The 17323-nt window shown below is 37.9% G+C and carries 19 protein-coding genes and 1 tRNA gene; 9 read left to right on the forward strand and 11 right to left on the reverse strand.

Features of this window, described 5'->3' with window-relative positions:
* Positions 1–16: 16 nt before the first annotated feature.
* From V7121_RS18595 to V7121_RS18615, 5 genes are all read right to left on the reverse strand, one after another.
* Positions 17–2317, reverse strand: a complete 2301-nt coding sequence (locus V7121_RS18595; protein ID WP_335495808.1) for an ATP-dependent helicase — start codon at positions 2315–2317, stop codon at positions 17–19.
* Between the two features lie 137 nt (positions 2318–2454).
* Positions 2455–2877 carry a GNAT family N-acetyltransferase gene (locus tag V7121_RS18600; protein WP_335495810.1) on the reverse strand — a complete coding sequence of 141 codons (423 nt, stop codon included), beginning with the start codon at positions 2875–2877 and terminating at the stop codon, positions 2455–2457.
* A 5-nt stretch (positions 2878–2882) separates the two neighbouring features.
* Positions 2883–3395 carry a YjcG family protein gene (locus V7121_RS18605; protein WP_335495811.1) on the reverse strand — a complete coding sequence of 171 codons (513 nt, stop codon included), beginning with the start codon at positions 3393–3395 and terminating at the stop codon, positions 2883–2885.
* Between the two features lie 122 nt (positions 3396–3517).
* Positions 3518–4240 (reverse strand): alpha/beta hydrolase, encoded by a 723-nt coding sequence (locus tag V7121_RS18610; RefSeq protein WP_335547360.1) that lies wholly within the window; start codon positions 4238–4240, stop codon positions 3518–3520.
* Between the two features lie 111 nt (positions 4241–4351).
* Entirely contained in the window at positions 4352–4576 is a 225-nt protein-coding gene (locus tag V7121_RS18615; RefSeq protein WP_335495815.1) for a hypothetical protein, read from the reverse strand.
* 158 nt (positions 4577–4734) lie between these two features.
* Here V7121_RS18615 and V7121_RS18620 point away from each other — a divergent pair.
* Positions 4735–4807, forward strand: a tRNA-Val gene (locus V7121_RS18620).
* 46 nt (positions 4808–4853) lie between these two features.
* Here the strand turns inward: V7121_RS18620 and V7121_RS18625 are convergent.
* The 4 genes from V7121_RS18625 to V7121_RS18640 all read right to left on the reverse strand — a co-directional run bounded on the left by V7121_RS18625 (position 4854) and on the right by V7121_RS18640 (position 7193).
* Positions 4854–5093, reverse strand: coding sequence for a hypothetical protein (locus tag V7121_RS18625; protein ID WP_335495817.1), 240 nt, complete (start codon positions 5091–5093; stop codon positions 4854–4856).
* A 27-nt stretch (positions 5094–5120) separates the two neighbouring features.
* Entirely contained in the window at positions 5121–5555 is a 435-nt protein-coding gene (locus V7121_RS18630; protein WP_335495819.1) for a glycine/sarcosine/betaine reductase selenoprotein B family protein, read from the reverse strand.
* A 36-nt stretch (positions 5556–5591) separates the two neighbouring features.
* Positions 5592–6101: a redoxin domain-containing protein gene (locus V7121_RS18635; protein ID WP_335495822.1), complete on the reverse strand. Its 510-nt coding sequence runs from the start codon at positions 6099–6101 to the stop codon at positions 5592–5594.
* Between the two features lie 156 nt (positions 6102–6257).
* The gene (locus tag V7121_RS18640) at positions 6258–7193 is read right to left on the reverse strand and encodes a helix-turn-helix transcriptional regulator (protein WP_335547362.1); all 936 of its coding nucleotides are present in this window, start codon (positions 7191–7193) and stop codon (positions 6258–6260) included.
* A 152-nt stretch (positions 7194–7345) separates the two neighbouring features.
* Between V7121_RS18640 and modA the strand changes: the two genes are divergently transcribed.
* Together modA and modB are read left to right on the forward strand one after the other, a co-directional pair.
* Positions 7346–8149, forward strand: coding sequence for a molybdate ABC transporter substrate-binding protein (gene modA / locus V7121_RS18645; protein ID WP_335547364.1), 804 nt, complete (start codon positions 7346–7348; stop codon positions 8147–8149).
* Entirely contained in the window at positions 8150–8806 is a 657-nt protein-coding gene (gene modB, locus V7121_RS18650; RefSeq protein WP_335547365.1) for a molybdate ABC transporter permease subunit, read from the forward strand.
* A 153-nt stretch (positions 8807–8959) separates the two neighbouring features.
* On the opposite strand, the gene V7121_RS18655 is transcribed toward modB, so the two are convergent.
* Positions 8960–9883, reverse strand: coding sequence for a LysR family transcriptional regulator (locus V7121_RS18655; RefSeq protein WP_335547366.1), 924 nt, complete (start codon positions 9881–9883; stop codon positions 8960–8962).
* Positions 9884–10010: 127 nt separating this feature from the next.
* Here V7121_RS18655 and garD point away from each other — a divergent pair, with 127 nt between their 5' ends.
* Positions 10011–11522, forward strand: a complete 1512-nt coding sequence (gene garD / locus V7121_RS18660; RefSeq protein WP_335547369.1) for a galactarate dehydratase — start codon at positions 10011–10013, stop codon at positions 11520–11522.
* Between the two features lie 86 nt (positions 11523–11608).
* Here the strand turns inward: garD and V7121_RS18665 are convergent, their stop codons facing one another.
* Entirely contained in the window at positions 11609–12466 is an 858-nt protein-coding gene (locus V7121_RS18665) for a DNA-3-methyladenine glycosylase 2 (RefSeq protein WP_335495847.1), read from the reverse strand.
* A 239-nt stretch (positions 12467–12705) separates the two neighbouring features.
* On the opposite strand from V7121_RS18665, the gene V7121_RS18670 reads away from it, so the two are divergent.
* From V7121_RS18670 to V7121_RS18690, 5 genes are all read left to right on the forward strand, one after another.
* On the forward strand, positions 12706–13689 hold the full coding sequence (locus V7121_RS18670; protein WP_335547371.1) for a 2-hydroxyacid dehydrogenase: 984 nt from the start codon (positions 12706–12708) through the stop codon (positions 13687–13689).
* A gap of 126 nt (positions 13690–13815) precedes the next feature.
* On the forward strand, positions 13816–14757 hold the full coding sequence (gene cyoE / locus V7121_RS18675; protein WP_335547373.1) for a heme o synthase: 942 nt from the start codon (positions 13816–13818) through the stop codon (positions 14755–14757).
* A gap of 195 nt (positions 14758–14952) precedes the next feature.
* The gene (locus V7121_RS18680) at positions 14953–15102 is read left to right on the forward strand and encodes a cytochrome c oxidase subunit 2A (protein WP_335495830.1); all 150 of its coding nucleotides are present in this window, start codon (positions 14953–14955) and stop codon (positions 15100–15102) included.
* 11 nt (positions 15103–15113) lie between these two features.
* Positions 15114–15581 (forward strand): cytochrome c oxidase subunit II, encoded by a 468-nt coding sequence (locus V7121_RS18685; RefSeq protein ID WP_335495831.1) that lies wholly within the window; start codon positions 15114–15116, stop codon positions 15579–15581.
* A gap of 62 nt (positions 15582–15643) precedes the next feature.
* Entirely contained in the window at positions 15644–17278 is a 1635-nt protein-coding gene (locus V7121_RS18690; protein ID WP_335547402.1) for a cbb3-type cytochrome c oxidase subunit I, read from the forward strand.
* The last annotated feature ends 45 nt before the right edge of the window (positions 17279–17323 follow it).

The following is a 17323-nucleotide window of genomic DNA, read 5'->3' on the forward strand; positions in this document are numbered from 1 at the left end:
ACCACATTCCTATATATTAGGAATCGGTCTTCTTCTTTTTATTTAAAGGAACTAAAAACCTTGAGCGATTAGCTTTTTTTCCTCGTCTATTTTCCGGAACAGAAATAAACAGCTTTTCCTTGGCACGAGTCATTGCCACGTAAAATAGCCTTCTTTCCTCCTCAAGCGCGGTAAAATCACCATTTCGATAGGCGTCCAATGCAAAATCATGGGGGATACTCCCATCGACTGCTCCAATCACATAAACTGTCTGATACTCGAGCCCTTTCGATCGGTGGATCGTACTAAGACTAATGGCCTCGTGAAAATGTTTGCTTAAATTTTTGATTTCTTTGTTCATGGCTGACATATGCTCGGCGTGAGCAAGGAAAGCTTCAATCTTGTCGAAGCTTTTGGCAGCCACTTTTAAGTCTTTAAGATCGTCCGAGCCTTTTTCAAGTTTATTGGCCTCGTTGCCACGCTTTTTCAAAAAATCAAGGAAGCCAATATCTTTTTCGATTTTTTCAAGCGCTGAGAAAGGAGAAGCTTGTTTTAATCCCCGAATAATCGTAACAGCTTTTTTTAATTTCTTTTCTTGAAAAGCATGGGCGGTTTTTAAATGGGCCAGAGCTTCAAGAAGACTGCAATCCTTGAGGATGCTTTGGGCCTTTAATTCTTTTAGAATGGTTTGTTTTAAAAATAATAAAGGCAATATGTCAGACATGGCCTGTGGGTCATCCTCATTTAAGCTCACCTTTAAAAATGAAAGAGCACTCCTAACAATATAACGATCGTAAAAAGCTTCTGCGTCTATATCAATCCTAAAAGGAAGGTTAGAGCCAGCCAACCTTTCAAATACCGCTCTTGACCCCGCATTGGTCCGGTAGAGGATAGCAAAGTCGGAAGGGTTTGCCCCCAGTGATATCTGCTCTTGTATATCCGTGACAATCATCGTTGCTTCTTCCTCTTCATCATAGGGGAAGAATAACTGAGGAAGTGCGCCAGAAGAAAACTGTGCCTTCATTTTTTTTGTTTTTCTCACTTTATTAGCTGCAATCATTTGATTCGCAGATGATACAATTTCATGAGAGGAACGATAATTTTGATCCAGAGTAATCATTTTTGCATAGGGGAAGTCTTTTTCAAACTCTAACAAATAATTTGGATCACTTCCTCTAAATGAATAAATAGCTTGGTCATCATCGCCAACGGCACAAACATTTTTATGTTTTCCTGCTAATAGTTTGATAAGTTCGTATTGAACCTTATTTATATCCTGAAACTCGTCAATTAAGAAATAATGAAAACGATTTTGATATACTTCAAGCAGATGAGGGGTTGAGGCGAACAGATGATAACAGCCAATTAGCATATCATCAAAATCAAACAAACCCTCTTTATTCTTATAGTCTTCATATCTCTTATATAAAAATACTGCTTTCTCTTCCCACTCAGAAGCGGGTTTCACTTGATCAGGCATTAGCAAAGAGTTTTTCCATAAGCCAATTTGCTGAAGTGCAAGATCATAAGCAAATTCCTTTTCAGACAGGTCGAGCTCTCTGCCTGCCTCCTTTAGAATTTTGTCGCGTTGCCATTCTTTTTTCAAGAGTTTGTTAGAGGCCCAATTCAAGGAATCATGAAACATCAGGATACGATAAAAAATGCTGTGAAAGGTACCGGAAACAAGTTGATTAATTTTCTCTCGTTTCATCTGCGGATAGGAAAGCAGCCGATTCTTCATTTCAGCTGCCGCTTTTGATGTAAAAGTAACAAGCATGATTGTTCTCGGGTCAATCTGCTTATCGGCAAGCATATACGCTGTGCGTGCTGTTAACACGCGGGTTTTCCCACTCCCGGCACCAGCGAGGACCAATAAAGACCCCTCTGTTTCCTTGACTGCGGCAGCCTGACTTAGGTCAAGAACAACGCCATTATCTGTAAGTTGTTGTAAAAAGGGTGAGAGTTCGCCCTGTTTTTCACTGATTGTCTGGTTAAACGGAACAGAGTATTCAATCGTTTTAGCAACTTTGAAATGATCAACGGTTTGCGGAGTTTTTGTAATGGTCCTACCTTTTGGAATGCTAAAGCCATTCAATTCCGAAGTGGGCTGTGCTTCATCTCTAACTAGACTCTCAGCAGGTTCTGGACAATCGAATTCTGGTGAATGTGTGTGGAAAAAATGCGGTTCCATCTGTATACCTAAAAACAAGCGAACGCTTTTGTTGCATGTAGGGCACGTCAATTGACCTGTTTTCCCAGCGAGAAATATTTTTTGATATTGGTCCCTGCTTAACTGGCCAAGAACAATACTTTGATTTTGATATATAGCTGTTTTCATAAATTTTTTCCTCTTTATTCAAAAATCAAGACATGTTCTATCATATCAAAACCGGAGGGGAACTAAAAGGGAATCACCAATATTGGTGGAATTACCAAAAAAGCACTTGTCGCCTTTGCGACAAGTGCTTGGAGTGTTTATATTTCTTTTACCATTGTTTTATGAGGAATTCCTGCATCCATAAATTCCTCTGAGACAACTTCATAACCAAGACCAGCGTAAAAAGGAATCGCATGTGTTTGGGCATTAAGCTTTAATTTATGAATATCCTTCTCACGAGCATAATTCTCAATCGTGTTCATAATTGCTTTACCTGCCCCAGTTTTTCTTGCCTCTTTCATGACGCAGATCCGTTCGACTTTTCCGTAGCCGTCAACGATACGAAAGCGACCTGCACCAACGGGTAATCCTTCTTGGTACAGGACAAAATGTTTTGCTTCGTTTTCGAAGTTGTCTATTTCCTCTTCTAATGGGACCGCTTGTTCTTCAACAAAAACGGTTTTTCTCACTGTATAAGCATCTTCAAGTTCTTTTTGTGTTTCAACAATCTTTACGGTCACTTAAACTATTCCTTTCCAAGCCGAAATGTTTCGTAAACGGTCCAAGATCCATTTTCTAATTGATAAAGAAGATGGAAACGGTCAACCGTTTCTTCATGATCTATTTTTGTCATACGCAGTGAGCCAAATACATCTGAATGCTCATCATTTGATAAGTTTTGCCCAATCGTAATATGTGGAACAAAAGCATATTCTAACGTTTGTTCTGTAAATTCTTGGTTGATTTCATTATGCAAGGCAGATAATTCGTCTGTCTTGTCCACTTTAAAATAAATAACATTATTTACGGGTTTAAACGAGCTGATTTTTGAAGTTTTTAATGAAAATGCATTATGGCTGGAAGCAACTCTTCGTAATTTATCCGCATATCCTTTTGCTTCTTCTTCGGACGCCTCAAACGCATTTTTTAATGTAAGGTGCGGCGTAATTAAAGCATAATGCGGGTCATAACGTTTTCGATAGGAATTAGCTAAATCCTGAAGTTTTTTTGATGGAAAAATAACAACTCCAAATTTCATTCGTATACCTCCAATTAATTGAACTTTCCTTATTTCAAAACAAAGAAAATGGACCTTCTTCATAGTATAGCAAATTTTCAAAATATATTAAATGACTTATCATGATGTTGATATTAGCAAGATTAGAATAACATTTTAAGGGCGCGTCTTAAATCAGGCTGCCAGTAAGTCCATGTATGATTTCCGTTAAACTCTTCATAAAAATATGTAATTGGTTTTCCAGAAATAAGCTTTGAAAACGCTCTGTTTTCGGTTAGAAAATCTTTAATAATGCCGTTTGTTGTAGGAACTGCCGTTTCTTGATTCCCAATCACATGGTAGAGCTGTAATAACTGTCCCTCCGAAAAGGACTCGACCGAATTCAATATAGTCTCATCAACATAAGGAGACTGGAGCAGGACCTTTCCAAATGTATGTGGGTATTGAATCGCTGTCATTAAAGATACAGTTCCACCAAGGGAGTCTCCAATAAGTGCTCTAGTTGAGCCCATATGATAAGTAGGAAATTCTTTATCCAGAAAAGGCACTAAAGTATGGGCTAGAAAACGGATGTATTGTTGATTCTGTGAGCCGTTTGGATGATATTTTTTGTACCGGTCTTCAACATCCTTATAGGGTATCCCAACAATGATTAAGTTTTCAATTTCTCGTTGAAAAAGTAACTCGTCTGCTAATCGCGCAATTCTACCGAGTTGAAAGTAGTCTTGCCCATCCTGGGTGATTAGCAGGGAATATTTATATAGTGGTGAGAAGTTTGGAGGCAGATAGACAAGGAGCTGAATATCCTCCCCAAGTTCTTCACTGTAGATAGTACGTTCTTTGACTGATCCTTTTGGAAACTCCATGTGATTATTCCCCCAATGATTCGATCTCTACCACTGCATTATAACAAAACCGAAGTGGAAATGCTTTTATTAATAGGGGGAATGTAAGTGAAGAGAATGAGGATGTGTGTATTAGTGGAGGTAGCGGTAGTTGGTGCGGGTTTCAGGCCTAATGGATAATATATTTTCACGTTTAAAGGTGCGCATTTGTTTTCTTAGCAGACAATAGGCGCGAATATATTCGTCATTCACTTCCTTTACAATCAATTTCCGTTGCGATAACTCTTGGTTATCGGCTAAGTAAATCATTTCTATTGGGATATTTTCCTGAATTGAACGGATGAAAAGCCCTTCCATGTGAATCTCTCCTTTCTTAGTTTATAGTATTATTATATCCGAACACTCGTTCTTTATTCAAGAAAAATAGAAACATACGTTCTTTATTTGGGATAACACTAAAAAAATATTGACATTTTGATAAATTTTTATATAATTATATTTGTACTTAAATAAACGATCTGTTAGCTCAGCTGGGAGAGCGCAACCTTGACAGGGTTGAGGTCGGGGGTTCGAACCCCTCACAGGTCATCATAAAAAAGCTCAAATCCTGTTATCAAGGATTTGAGCTTTTTCTTTAATAAGTTGGAAAATGGGCATCATGTATGTTCCCTGGCTCTTGTCTTTCATTTAATTCTGCCAGGGCTGCCAATAATACCTTCATTTGTGTTGTTTTATCATTAGGCTTTCCTAACGAATGTCCAAATTCAAATCCTACTGGATGAATAGCCCGTGGTGGTCTCATCAGGCTGGATTGTTCAACGTCCAACGTAATCAATGTTGTTGGAATTCCCTGTGATTCAATACCACGCTGCACTGTAACTACAGTGCGATGACAGAGTGGTCAACCGGCGGTTAAAAGTACAGCGTCGGCTTTGGAACGAACCACTTCTTTTACAAGTGCGGGTATGGTTTCATTATTGATTTTATTTAATCTCATCGAATAACCCATCATGGTTAGATGCTTTTCAGCAACTCCGCCTAAGTCTCCATCCTCAACCATTTCCCGCAGTCGGTCTATAGGGAAAACGCAGTTAATATCTTCTTTCGGAGCATCTGTATTATAATGTTCCTTGGGAGCAGCGTGAGTTACTGTTAAGTCCTTTGAATTAACATCTCCTGGAATGATGCGGAAGGTCGCATCACCTTCTCTTGGGTCTGTGTTAAATGGTTCCTGCTCCTTCAAATGGACGCCGGAAGTTGACACAATCATAATGGTCATCTCATGAAGTGGTTTATTACTGGGTGTATATGGGATTGCTTTTCTTGAGAGTTCCATACACAGCCTCCTTATTCTCTGCTTACTAAGTAAGTATTAAAGTTTTCGCAAGACATCAAACAACTCTTCGTTATCAGGCTGTTTATCAATTGGATGAACATCAATCCACTGAACAATTCCATCCTTATCAATGATAAAGAGGGCACGCTCTGAAGCCCCATAGGCTGGCTCACCTTTGTTCTTACGTAAAACACCATATTTTTCCGAAACTTCTCCATGCGGGTAAAAATCGGAACAAAGTGGATACGATATTCCTCCAATAGAATGTGCCCATGCATCATGACTGTGGACGCTGTCGACTGAGATACCCAAGACCTGGGTATCGAAATCTTCAAAACGAGGAAGATCATCCTCGTATGAAGGCATTTGCGCGCCTCAAACTGGAGTCCAATCTAAAGGATAAAAACAAAGAAATACATTTTTTGATCCACGGAATTCGCTCAGTGTAACCTTGCGGCCGCCATGTGCTTCCATGGTGAAATCAGGTGCCTGATCGCCCACTTTTAAGGTACTAGTTTCAGTAGCTCCTTGTGGCATGTAAAACATCTCCTTTCTTTTCTTCCATTCTTACAACACTTTTTATTTTCCCCATACCCAATTGTCTTAAACCCTAAAAATTAATCTGAGCCAAGAAGATTTGGTATTAATAGAATTGAAAGGTGTGCAGAAAAGAAGGCTCCTGAAATGTCAGCAGCCTTCTTTTTAATCTGTCTCATAAATAATCTTCCCTGTCTGAGAGGTATCATAATCTCCTAAAGAATTAACTTCAGACTGAAACTGATGAGATGATAAAATTTCCTTTACCGTATTTATCAGACGTACTGTTTTGGGTGATTTTAGAATAACTAGGTCATACTGTTCTGTGATTAATGGAACAAAATCAATTCCAACAATTTTCGCAGCTTTTTCAATGCCCACACCTACATCGGCAATTCCAGTCGAGACAGCGGAAGCCACACTTAAATGACTGGTCTCTTCGTGCTCATAGCCGTGAATATTCCTTGCAGGAATCTCATTGATTCTGAGTTGCTCATCAAGTAGAACACGAGCACCAGAACCTTTCTCCCGATTAATAATTTTTACATCTTCTCGGATTAAGTCAGTCCAAGAGGTGAGGTGTAAAGGGTTGCCTCTTTTAACGTAAAAACCTGCTTTTCTTGTAAGAAGGTTAATTAATATAAAAGGAAAGCCTACCAATATTTTTTTTATGTATGGAAGATTATATACGCCTGTATCCCCGTCAAACAGATGCAAGCTAACGATATCACCTTCACCGTTGTACATAGAAATTAAGCTGTTTAAACTGCCCGTAAAAGATCGTAACGGTTTAAAGGCAGTATCTTTCTCGATATGTTTACCTAGGATGTCTAAAATTAGGTCTTGTCCGCTAATGACGATGTTATTGATATCCTTTGAATCATTCCTTTGAGGAAGGGCAACAGAAGGTGGAAATGGAGTATGTTGATTAGTCTTATGTTTATTTATATAAATTTCCAAATCGTTTGCATCAATTCTCATCTGTCTTCCTACACGGAAAACAGGTAGTTCTCCTTTTTTTACAAGATCATATAGGGTTAATTTCGATACCTTTAATAGCTGCGATACTTCTTCAATCGTATAGGAAAGCTCTTTTGACATTTGCATCCCTCCATTTACTATTTTAACTAACTTCAAGATAAAAAGTATGTTCTAATAAAAAAATAAACATTGTGAGATTTCTTATATCGATTTGAGTTATAAATAATTATAATTAGATATAACTGGTTATAACTAGAAAAGGGAGATGGATAATGAAAAAACAATATCTTTTATTTCTCATGATGATATTCTTACTAGTAGTTGCAGGATGTTCATCTAACGAACAAACGAAAAAGCCAGAAGGTCAGAAAGAAGTTTCTGAAAAGAAGGTGGAGTTGACCATTTCAGCAGCTGCTAGTTTACAAGATGCCTTAAATGAGATTAAAGCAAACTTTGAGATGAAACATTCTAATATAAAAGTAAACTATAACTTTGGAGCTTCGGGAGCACTTGCACAACAAATTACTCAGGGAGCACCTGTCGATCTTTTCTTTTCTGCTGCAGAGGACAAATTTGAAAAATTGGTTCAAGACGGTCTAATAGACAAGTCAAGGGAAACAAATTTAGTTGGAAATGAACTAGTATTGGTGGTACCAAAGGATACAAAAAAACAGATTAACAGATTCGAGGACCTTACCAAAACAGATAAAATTTCCATAGGGACCCCAGAAACTGTACCAGCAGGACAATATGCGAAAGAAACATTAAAAAGGTTAAATGTTTGGGGAGACATTGAAAGAAACGTGGTATATGCAAAGGATGTTCGGCAGGTGCTAACATACGTAGAGACGAACAATGTTAACGCAGGAATTGTCTATAAAACAGATGCTTTGATTTCTCAAAAGGTTAACATTGCAGCAACGGCAATGGAGAATTTTCATGCTCCGATTATTTATCCTTTGGGTGTGATTAAGAATAGTCCCCATCCTAAAGAAGCCCAATTATTGTACGAATATCTACAAAATGATATTTCGATGAAGACTTATAAAAAGTATGGGTTTAAAGGTCTAGAATAAATGGCAGTTGATTTTTGGTCACCCGTCAGACTATCCCTTGAGATAGCCACTGTCTCTGGAATATTGGTTGTAATTTTTGGGCTGCTTTTAGGAAAGTTGATGGCCAATAAAAAGTTTAAAGGGGTAGCCTTAGTTGAAACGGTTTTCCTATTACCGTTAGTATTACCTCCTTCTGTTGTTGGCTTTTTGTTAATTGTTGTTTTTGGAAGGAATAGTCCTGTTGGGCGATTGATTGAATCGATATTTAAGCAGCCTTTAATGTTTACGTGGTGGGCTGCTGTGATTGCGTCAACCGTGGTCGCATTTCCGCTTATGTATCAATCGGTTAAGACCGGATTTGAAGCGATTGATGAGGATATTGAGAATGCAGCTCGTGTTGACGGGGCAAATGGGTATAAATTATTTATGCTTGTTACCATTCCTCTCACATTTAAGACCATCATTTCTGGTGCAATCTTGAGCTTTGCAAGAGCATTAGGAGAGTTTGGTGCTACATTAATGTTTGCTGGAAATATCCCAGGAAAAACTCAAACCATTCCAACAGCTATATATGTAGCACTTGATTCAGGAAATATGGAATTAGCTTGGTTATGGGTAGCGAGCATAGTAGGAATTTCATTTTTAATGTTAATATTCGTCCACTTAATGAAATCCTGACGGCAAATAATAAATCCCTTTTTATTGTATGAACGGGGCTTTGATCTAAAAAAGTGATATAAATAGATTTACACAAAAAGAAGGTTACTAATTTCAGTACCTTCTTTTTGTGTGCTTTTTATTCGTAAAATATGGGACATATTTTAGTTACGACTAAACAATCGTTTGACTCAATTTCTTTGTCCAATAATCAGTAGCAAGTTTAATAAGATCTTTAGCTACGTTACTTAGATAACTGCCTTTTTGGTAACTAACGTAAACTTCCCAAACTGGTTTTTGTGTGATAGTAAAATAGGAAACGGTAGAGCTGTCTTTTGCATAAGCACTGGGAATAACTGAACAACAGATACCCTCCGCGACCATATGATATAAGTTATGGACACTTCTTGTTTCTAAAAGAATATTCGGATCAAAGTCTTCTTCAGAGATGAGGTTATCATAGATTTCTCGAAGAGTGGACCCTTTTTGCATAATGGCAAACGAATCATGGTTAAAACAACTCAAGCTAATTTCAGGAAGTTTTTCACCGATTCTTCCTCCCAAATGTGCAAGGCGATGTGCTTTAGGAACGGCTAGAATAATTTCTTCCGTACAGATTGGGAGATAGTTATCATTTGTTTTTTGGAAACTTTGTAAGGTTAGAAAACCAATATCAAGATTTCCCTGTGTGATTTCATCTTGTTGTTGTTTTACCCCCATTTCAAAGGGTTCTATCTTAACATTAGGATACTTTTTATAAAAAATCGGATAGATAGCCGCAAACATTTCAGGACCACGCTCAGGTGTCAATCCTATTCTTAATTGCCCTTTCTTTATCTCAATTAAATCGTTAATTTGGTTGTAGGTATCTAGTTTGATGCGTACCATTTTTTTTGCATTTTCCACATAAATTTCCCCGGCCTGAGTTAAATGCCAATTCCTTTTTGAGCGGAGGAATAGTTGTGTTCCCAGTTCCTTTTCTAGTCTTAAGAGTTGTTGGTTTAAGGCAGATTGAGTGATAAAAAGCTTTTTGGCAGCTTTTGTTATATTGTTTTCTTCCGCAATTTTAATCATATATTCCAACTGTTTGAGATCCATCTTGTTACATTCTCCTCATAACTCTTAATTTAATTAAGAGAAATCTAAAATTTTACACTTTTACTTTATATTTTAGCTAAGAGTACAATGTTTTTGAAGAGAGAACAAGAGTTGAGGAGGTTACGCAATGGGAAATCGTATGATTAAAATCAACGAAACTGATAACGTTGCGATTACAGTTAATGCCATATCAGCAGGTACCCATGTTATGGATGATATTCTAGCAAACGAGGATATTCCCCAAGGGCATAAAATTGCGTTATGCAATGTTGGAGAAGGGGAACCAATTATCCGATATGGTGTCACTTTAGGATATGCCTTACATTCTATTAATAAGGGCGACTGGATAAATGAACATATGTTGGAACTTCCCATTCCGCCAGCCTTGGATGAGATGGAGTTTGCAACAAACTTGAATACAGATCTTCCAAAACCACCAGTTCGGACGTTTATGGGATATCCAAACAAAGACGGATATGCAGGAACAAGAAATATCTTGGGAATTGTTACTACTGTTCAATGCGTAACTGGTGTATTAAATAATGCAGTAAAAAGAATTAAAAAAGAACTTCTACGAAAATATCCAAATGTTGATGATGTGGTAGCCATCAACCATGCCTATGGATGCGGTGTCGCCATCAATGCCCCTGAAGCAAAAATTCCGATTCGAATGCTGCAAAATATGGTTAAACATCCAAATTTCGGCGGAGAGACGATGGTCATCTCTTTGGGATGCGAAAAACTTACATTAGAAATGTTATTAGACGCAGAATATAACACTCCAGAAAACGTCGTCACGTTTCAAAATGAAATGGGTCATCAAGCTATTATGTCGAAAATTATGGAAATGGCAGAAAATAAATTAAAAAAACTGAATGAGAGAGTCCGTGTTGAACTGCCTCTTTCTCAATTATGCATCGGATTACAATGCGGTGGCAGTGATGCTTTCTCTGGTGTAACGGCGAATCCTTCAGCTGGATATGCTGCCGACATGTTAGTCAATGCAGGTGCAACTGTTATGTTTTCTGAAGTAACCGAGGTCCGTGATGGTGTCCATATTATTGCAGAGCGTTGTGTGAGTGAAGAAGTTGGCAAAAAATTGGCTGATGAGATGAAATGGTATGATCAATACCTGAGCAATGGCCAAGTTGACCGTTCAGCGAATCCTACTCCAGGAAATAAAAAGGGTGGACTTTCGAATATTGTTGAAAAAGCCATGGGATCGATTGCTAAATCTGGTTCATCTCCGATTGTAGAAGTTCTTTCACCTGGTGAAAGACCAACGAAAAAGGGAATGATCTTTGCAGCAACCCCGGCCAGTGACTTTGTTTGTGGTTCTTGCCAATTATCCAGCGGAGTTACGCTCCAAGTCTTTATGACTGGTCGAGGAACTCCTTACGGATTAGAAGCTGCTCCAGTTATTAAAGTATGTTCAAGAAATGATATGAAAAATATGTGGCAAGATTTGATCGATGTCAATGCAGGGCCAATTGCAACCGGTGAAGCAACCATTCAAGAAATTGGAACACAATTATTCAATGAAATTATCGACGTTGCGAGCGGACGTAAAAAGAGTTTAGCAGAACAATACGAAATTTATAATGATTTTACTCTTTTTAATCCAGCACCAATTACCTGATAATGGATGTACAAATTTTGTAAGGGGAACAACATATGTTGTTCCCCTGCTGAGAGAGATATTGATCTCATGAAACTCTTAGATAATTAGTAAAGAAGACGCCATAAATAAAAAGTTGCATAGGATTCCCAGTTCTCCCATGGTATTGAAAATTCTAGAATTTCCTTTTTGGTTGGCTTCCTATCCATATTAAGTATTGTTTTGATGGAATTAATTAGACCTACATCTTCGATTGGAAAGGCAGTTGGGAAGCGCAGGCAGCGCATTAGTACATAATTTGCAGTCCAAGGACCAATCCCACGAATCTTAATTAAGCGTTTTTCAACCTCTTTAAAGCTGCCGGCGTCCATTAATTTTTCTTTGGATAATTCACCGCAGGCCATTAATTGCGCGACCCCAATAATATACTCACTCTTTTTCACGGTCATTTTTATATCTGCAAGATCACTGGGTGTGAGTTTAGCAATTCGTTCGTAGGAAGGGAACGCCCAATATTTTTTTCCATTCCATTCAATCGAATCGCCATACTTTTCAACAAATTGACTCTTTAATGTGTAGGCGAAGCTTAAGTTAATTTGTTGACCTAAGACTGCCCAACATAATGCCTCAAATAAATTGGGAATCCCGATAAGACGTAATCCATAGAACTTTTCTACAGCCATTTTAAGTAAAGGGTCAATTTTCCCCATTTCATAAAATGGTGTTAGATCGATATCCAGATCAAACCATTCGCGGATGTATCGAATAATCTCAGTCCGATGCTGTGGGGTTCTAGGGACAGTACCTCTTAAAAAATGAATCTTTAACAGCTTATTATTGATTCCTTCGATTTCCACAAGTGTTTGGGTTTCGCCAATTACAATTACTTTTCTAATCCTATCGTTTTCCACTTCATACATACATTCATTATCACTCCGCTGCAGGTAGCCAAGATTTGCTGTCATATTAAACCCAGTTGGCAATGGAATAATAAGATTTTCAGTGATTTCGTGAACTTCTTTTCCCAAGTCTTTTCTCCATCCATTCTTTTGCTATATTCTAGTATTATCCCATGAATGTTTTGTCTTTCAACCAATATGTTCTTATTTTTGACTCAATAAGGTGTATATTGATAATGTAGATCAGTTACCAATGATAAATATCTGTGAATGAACAATTTAGTTCTGAAAGTGAGGGGTCTTTAATGAAACCAAAAGTTATTGTTTATAAAAAAATCGACACTACGGTATTAGCCTATCTTAGTGAAAATTGTGAAGTTACATATTTTGAAACCCTAGATTCGCAATCACTTCCTAGTTTTTATCAAGAATTAAAGAATGCTACGGGAATTATCGGCTCAGGATTAAAAGTGGATGCCAAGTTGTTAGACCTGGCACCTCAACTAAAAGTTATCAGTAATATCTCAGTTGGCTATGATAATTTAGATATGCCGGAAATATCAAAACGAAATATTATGGCTACGAATACTCCTGAGGTATTAAATGATAGCGTCGCCGATACTATATTCGGTTTGCTACTCGCAACCGCTAGAAGGATGCCGGAATTAAATCAGTTGGTAAAGTCAGGAGGATGGACTGCACAAGTTGGAGAGGGTCTGTATGGTGTAGATGTCCATCATAAGAAGTTGGGGATTATTGGAATGGGCGGAATCGGTTCTGCAATTGCCAAACGAGCTCATTTCGGGTTTGATATGCCGATTTTGTATCACAACCGCTCAAGGAATACAGAAGCTGAACAAACCTTTCAAGCTACCTACTATTCCCTAGAAGAACTCTGTCAACAAGCTGATTTCATTTGTTTAATGACACCACTAACACCAAATACAGTTAAGCTAATTGGGGAAAAGGAATTCAAACTAATGAAGAAAACAGCCATTTTTGTAAATGGTTCTCGAGGGGCAACGGTCGATGAAGATGCCTTAGTTCATGCCCTGCAAAATGGAGAAATTTTAGCAGCGGGACTAGATGTGTTTGCACAGGAACCAGTAAGTCCAGATCACCCATTATTAGGGATGGATAATGTTGTTACATTGCCGCATATTGGTTCTGCTACCCATGAAACTCGTTTGAAAATGGCAAACCTTGCAGCGGAAAGTCTAGTGATTGGACTACAAGGTAAGATGCCGCAAACACTAATTAATCAGGAAGTTTTCGCAGAAGTACAATAGATATAGGAGAATACATTTCCAGTGCCTGACACCTAAATAGTATGGTAAAATCATAAAGGTTTATTTTTATTGGACGGACATGTAATATTATATATACTAGGGCATTTCTTAAGAAAGGGGATTAGGATGAGTAAAATTGATATACCATCGATAGAAAAGGATGGGTGTTCTCCCTTATTGCAACAAGAAAAGGCAATTACTTTATTTACTGATCTAAAGTCACTTTTTAAAGGTCCTGTGTTAATTGCCAATGTATTACCTGTCTTTTCAGGATTCTGGCTGGCACTATATTTTAGCGATGCATCTTTTATAGATAATTGGAGTCTATTTATTTTAACGATGATTGGAAGTACATTGATTATGGCCGGGGCACTCGCGCTTAATAATTGGTACGATGTCGATATTGATACGGTAATGGCCCGAACGAAAAGTCGACCAACCGTTACGGGGAATATTTCTTTACAGATCGTTTTAACCATCGGGATATCTCTTACGGGGCTTGGTTTTTTCTTGTTGCTTTTTACAACAGTTGAAGCGACCGTTTATGCTTTCGTAGGTTGGTTTACGTATGTAGTTTTATATACGATGTGGTCGAAAAGAAGATATACGTTTAATACGGTAATTGGCAGTGTTTCTGGTGCTGTTACACCCTTAATCGGATGGACGGCTATTGCACCAGGCTTTCAACAAGTTCCTATCATTTTGTTTCTTATCTTATTTATTTTTCAAATGCCTCATACCTTTGCGATTGCGATAAAAAAATATAATGAATATAAGGCTGCGAGAGTTGCGATGCTTCCTGTTGTCCGCGGTTTGGCCGTTACGAAATGGCAGATGGTGATTTATATTGCTTGCTTAGCGCCACTACCCTTCTTTTTAACGACCCTTGGGACTTCATTTATCATACTTGCTACTCTGCTTAACATTGGCTGGTTAGTTGTGAGTATAAGTGGATTTTTTACAAAGGATGACCTGAAATGGGCGCATATAAATTTTCTATATTCCGTTAATTATATAACCATTGTCTTCCTTATGATGGTTATTGTTACATTGCCGATATTTGACTAGTTTTCAATTTGTAATATTAATAATGAATAGTTTAAATAATAAAATGATTGGCTGTTCTTGGTAGGCATTATAGTGCCGTCCTGAGGACAGCTTTTTTTAATTTATCTAACTGCTCAATGTGTGATGCGGTTCACTACACTGAGAATAGTTCCCATTTATGATGAAAGTATGAAAATCATAAAGGGGATGATTTGGATGGGAGCTTCACAAAGAAACAACCAAAAGGAGTCAGTTGAAGTACACGAAAAGCCACTTAAAGGGACATGGATTTCCGTAGGAGTAGTTGGTGCAGTAATTTTGGCTACTTACTTATTATTATACGGTCTTTATATGACTAGAGTATAGGGGGGAAAGAAATGAAGATGCATCTTGATGAAAAGATATGGCTTACCTTAAGTTTTGGTATGATCATGATATTTATGTTTATCACTGGCTATCAGGCATTTGCCTATGACATGGAGCCGCCAAGTAATAAAGAAATTATTGATCCACAAAAAGTAGACCAAACAGCTCCATTTGATAAACCAGGTATTACGAAAATTGGTGAAAATGAATATGAAGTAGTTATGACCTTACAGGCTTTTTCTTTTAATCCTGTCAATATTGAGGTCCCAGCTGGATCAACTGTGCATTTTACATTAACATCAAAAGATGTTGTCCACGGTTTTGAAGTGGCCGGAACAAACCTAAATGCAATGATTATGCCCGGACATATTCAAAAAATTACCCAAAAGTTTACTAAACCGGGTACGTATTTAGTGATATGTAATGAATATTGTGGTGCAGGTCATCAAGCTATGAGTACAACGATTATTGTTAAATAAAGGGGGGAAACAAAGTGCAAACTGCAAAATCAGCTTCATTTACAGATAAAGCTAATAATGTGATGGGGATAAGTAAGGAAGACGCCGTATTAACGAAATCATATATTTTTGTAGCATTTATAGCATTACTTCTAGGCGGAATTTTGGGTCTGATCCAAGGTTTAAACCGTGCCGGACTTTTAGAATTACCAAGCTGGATTAACTATTATCAAGTTCTAACAGCCCATGGGTTAATATTAGTGGTTGTATTAACTGCTTTCTTTACAATTGGTTATTTTTACGCCAGCCTTTCACATACTCTAGGAGGTCTTCTTCCAAAAGTTAGAAAAATTGCTTGGGTTGGTTTTGGATTGAAGATTGTCGGATTTGTTCTTGCTGTCATTCCCATCATCATGGGTGATGCATCTGTCATGTATACCTTCTATCCGCCAATGGCAGCTGCGCCAATGTTTTATATTGGTTTAGCATTAATCGTCGTAGGCGTTTGGATGTGTGCTTTCGGAGCCTTTATCCAAGTTGCAAATTGGAGAAAGAATCATAAAGGGCAGCATGTTCCAATTCTTTCTTACTTTGCTACTGGCGTATTCGTTCTACTATTCTTTGGTTCTCTTCCTGTAGCAATCGAAGTAATCGTAATGATTATTCCTTGGTCATTTGGCTGGGTTAAGACAATCAACGTTATGGTTGCCCGTACACTATTCTGGGCCTTCGGTCATACATTGGTTAATATCTGGTATTTAACAGCTGTTTCTGCTTGGTATGTTGTTGTACCAAAAATTATTGGCGGAAAACGCTGGAGTGACACATTAACTCGTGTCGTTATTATTGCCTTAGTTGTTATGAATATTACTGGTGGATTCCATCACCAAATCGTTGACCCGGGTATTTCACCATCTGTTAAATTTATGCACGTATTTATGAGTTTAGCGATTGGCTTCCCTTCATTAATGACTGCATGGGCAATGTTCGCTGTATTTGAACGGACTGCAAGAAAACAAGGCGGAAAAGGTCTAATCGGCTGGTATAAAAAAATGCCTTGGGGCGATGTTCGTTTCTTAGCTCCAATGATTGCAATGATTGCTTTTATTCCAGCGGGTGCAGGCGGGATTGCGCAAAGTACGAACCAATTAGATCAGGTTGTTCATAATACGATGTGGATTGTTGGACACTTCCATTTAACATTAGGTATGTCCGTTGTTATGACATTCTTTGGTATTAGTTATTGGTTAGTTCCTTATATTTCAAAACGTGTGTTAACACCACAAATCAATCGATTAGGTATAATCCAAACTTGGATTTGGACAATTGGTATGATTTTTATGTCAGGATCTATGCACGCTGTGGGATTACTTGGTTCCCCTCGTAGGACTTCCTTTACAACTTACGGAGACAATGCAACTGCGCTAAGCTGGAACCCATATTTATTGTGCTTAGCTGTTGGCGGAACATTATTAATCATTGGTGTGTTACTTCAGGTGTACGCAGTAATTAATATGATGTTCTTTGCTCCAAAAGGTGAAACAGAATTTCCAATTGCTGAAGAAGAAGAAAATGCAACAAAAACTCCTTATTTAACAGAGCGCTGGGGTCTTTGGATTGTGGTTATGCTGTTAGTGGTGGCAATGGCCTATGTTATTCCATTAACAGAATTTATCGTAAATGCACCTCCGGGATCACCGCCATATAAGACTTGGTAAACTAGAAAAAGAGATAGCTCGGATATTTAGGGCTATCTCTTTATG

Origin of the sequence: Neobacillus drentensis (assembly GCF_036962125.1) — a bacterium.
In the GTDB taxonomy this organism is placed as follows: domain Bacteria; phylum Bacillota; class Bacilli; order Bacillales; family Cytobacillaceae; genus Neobacillus; species Neobacillus drentensis_B.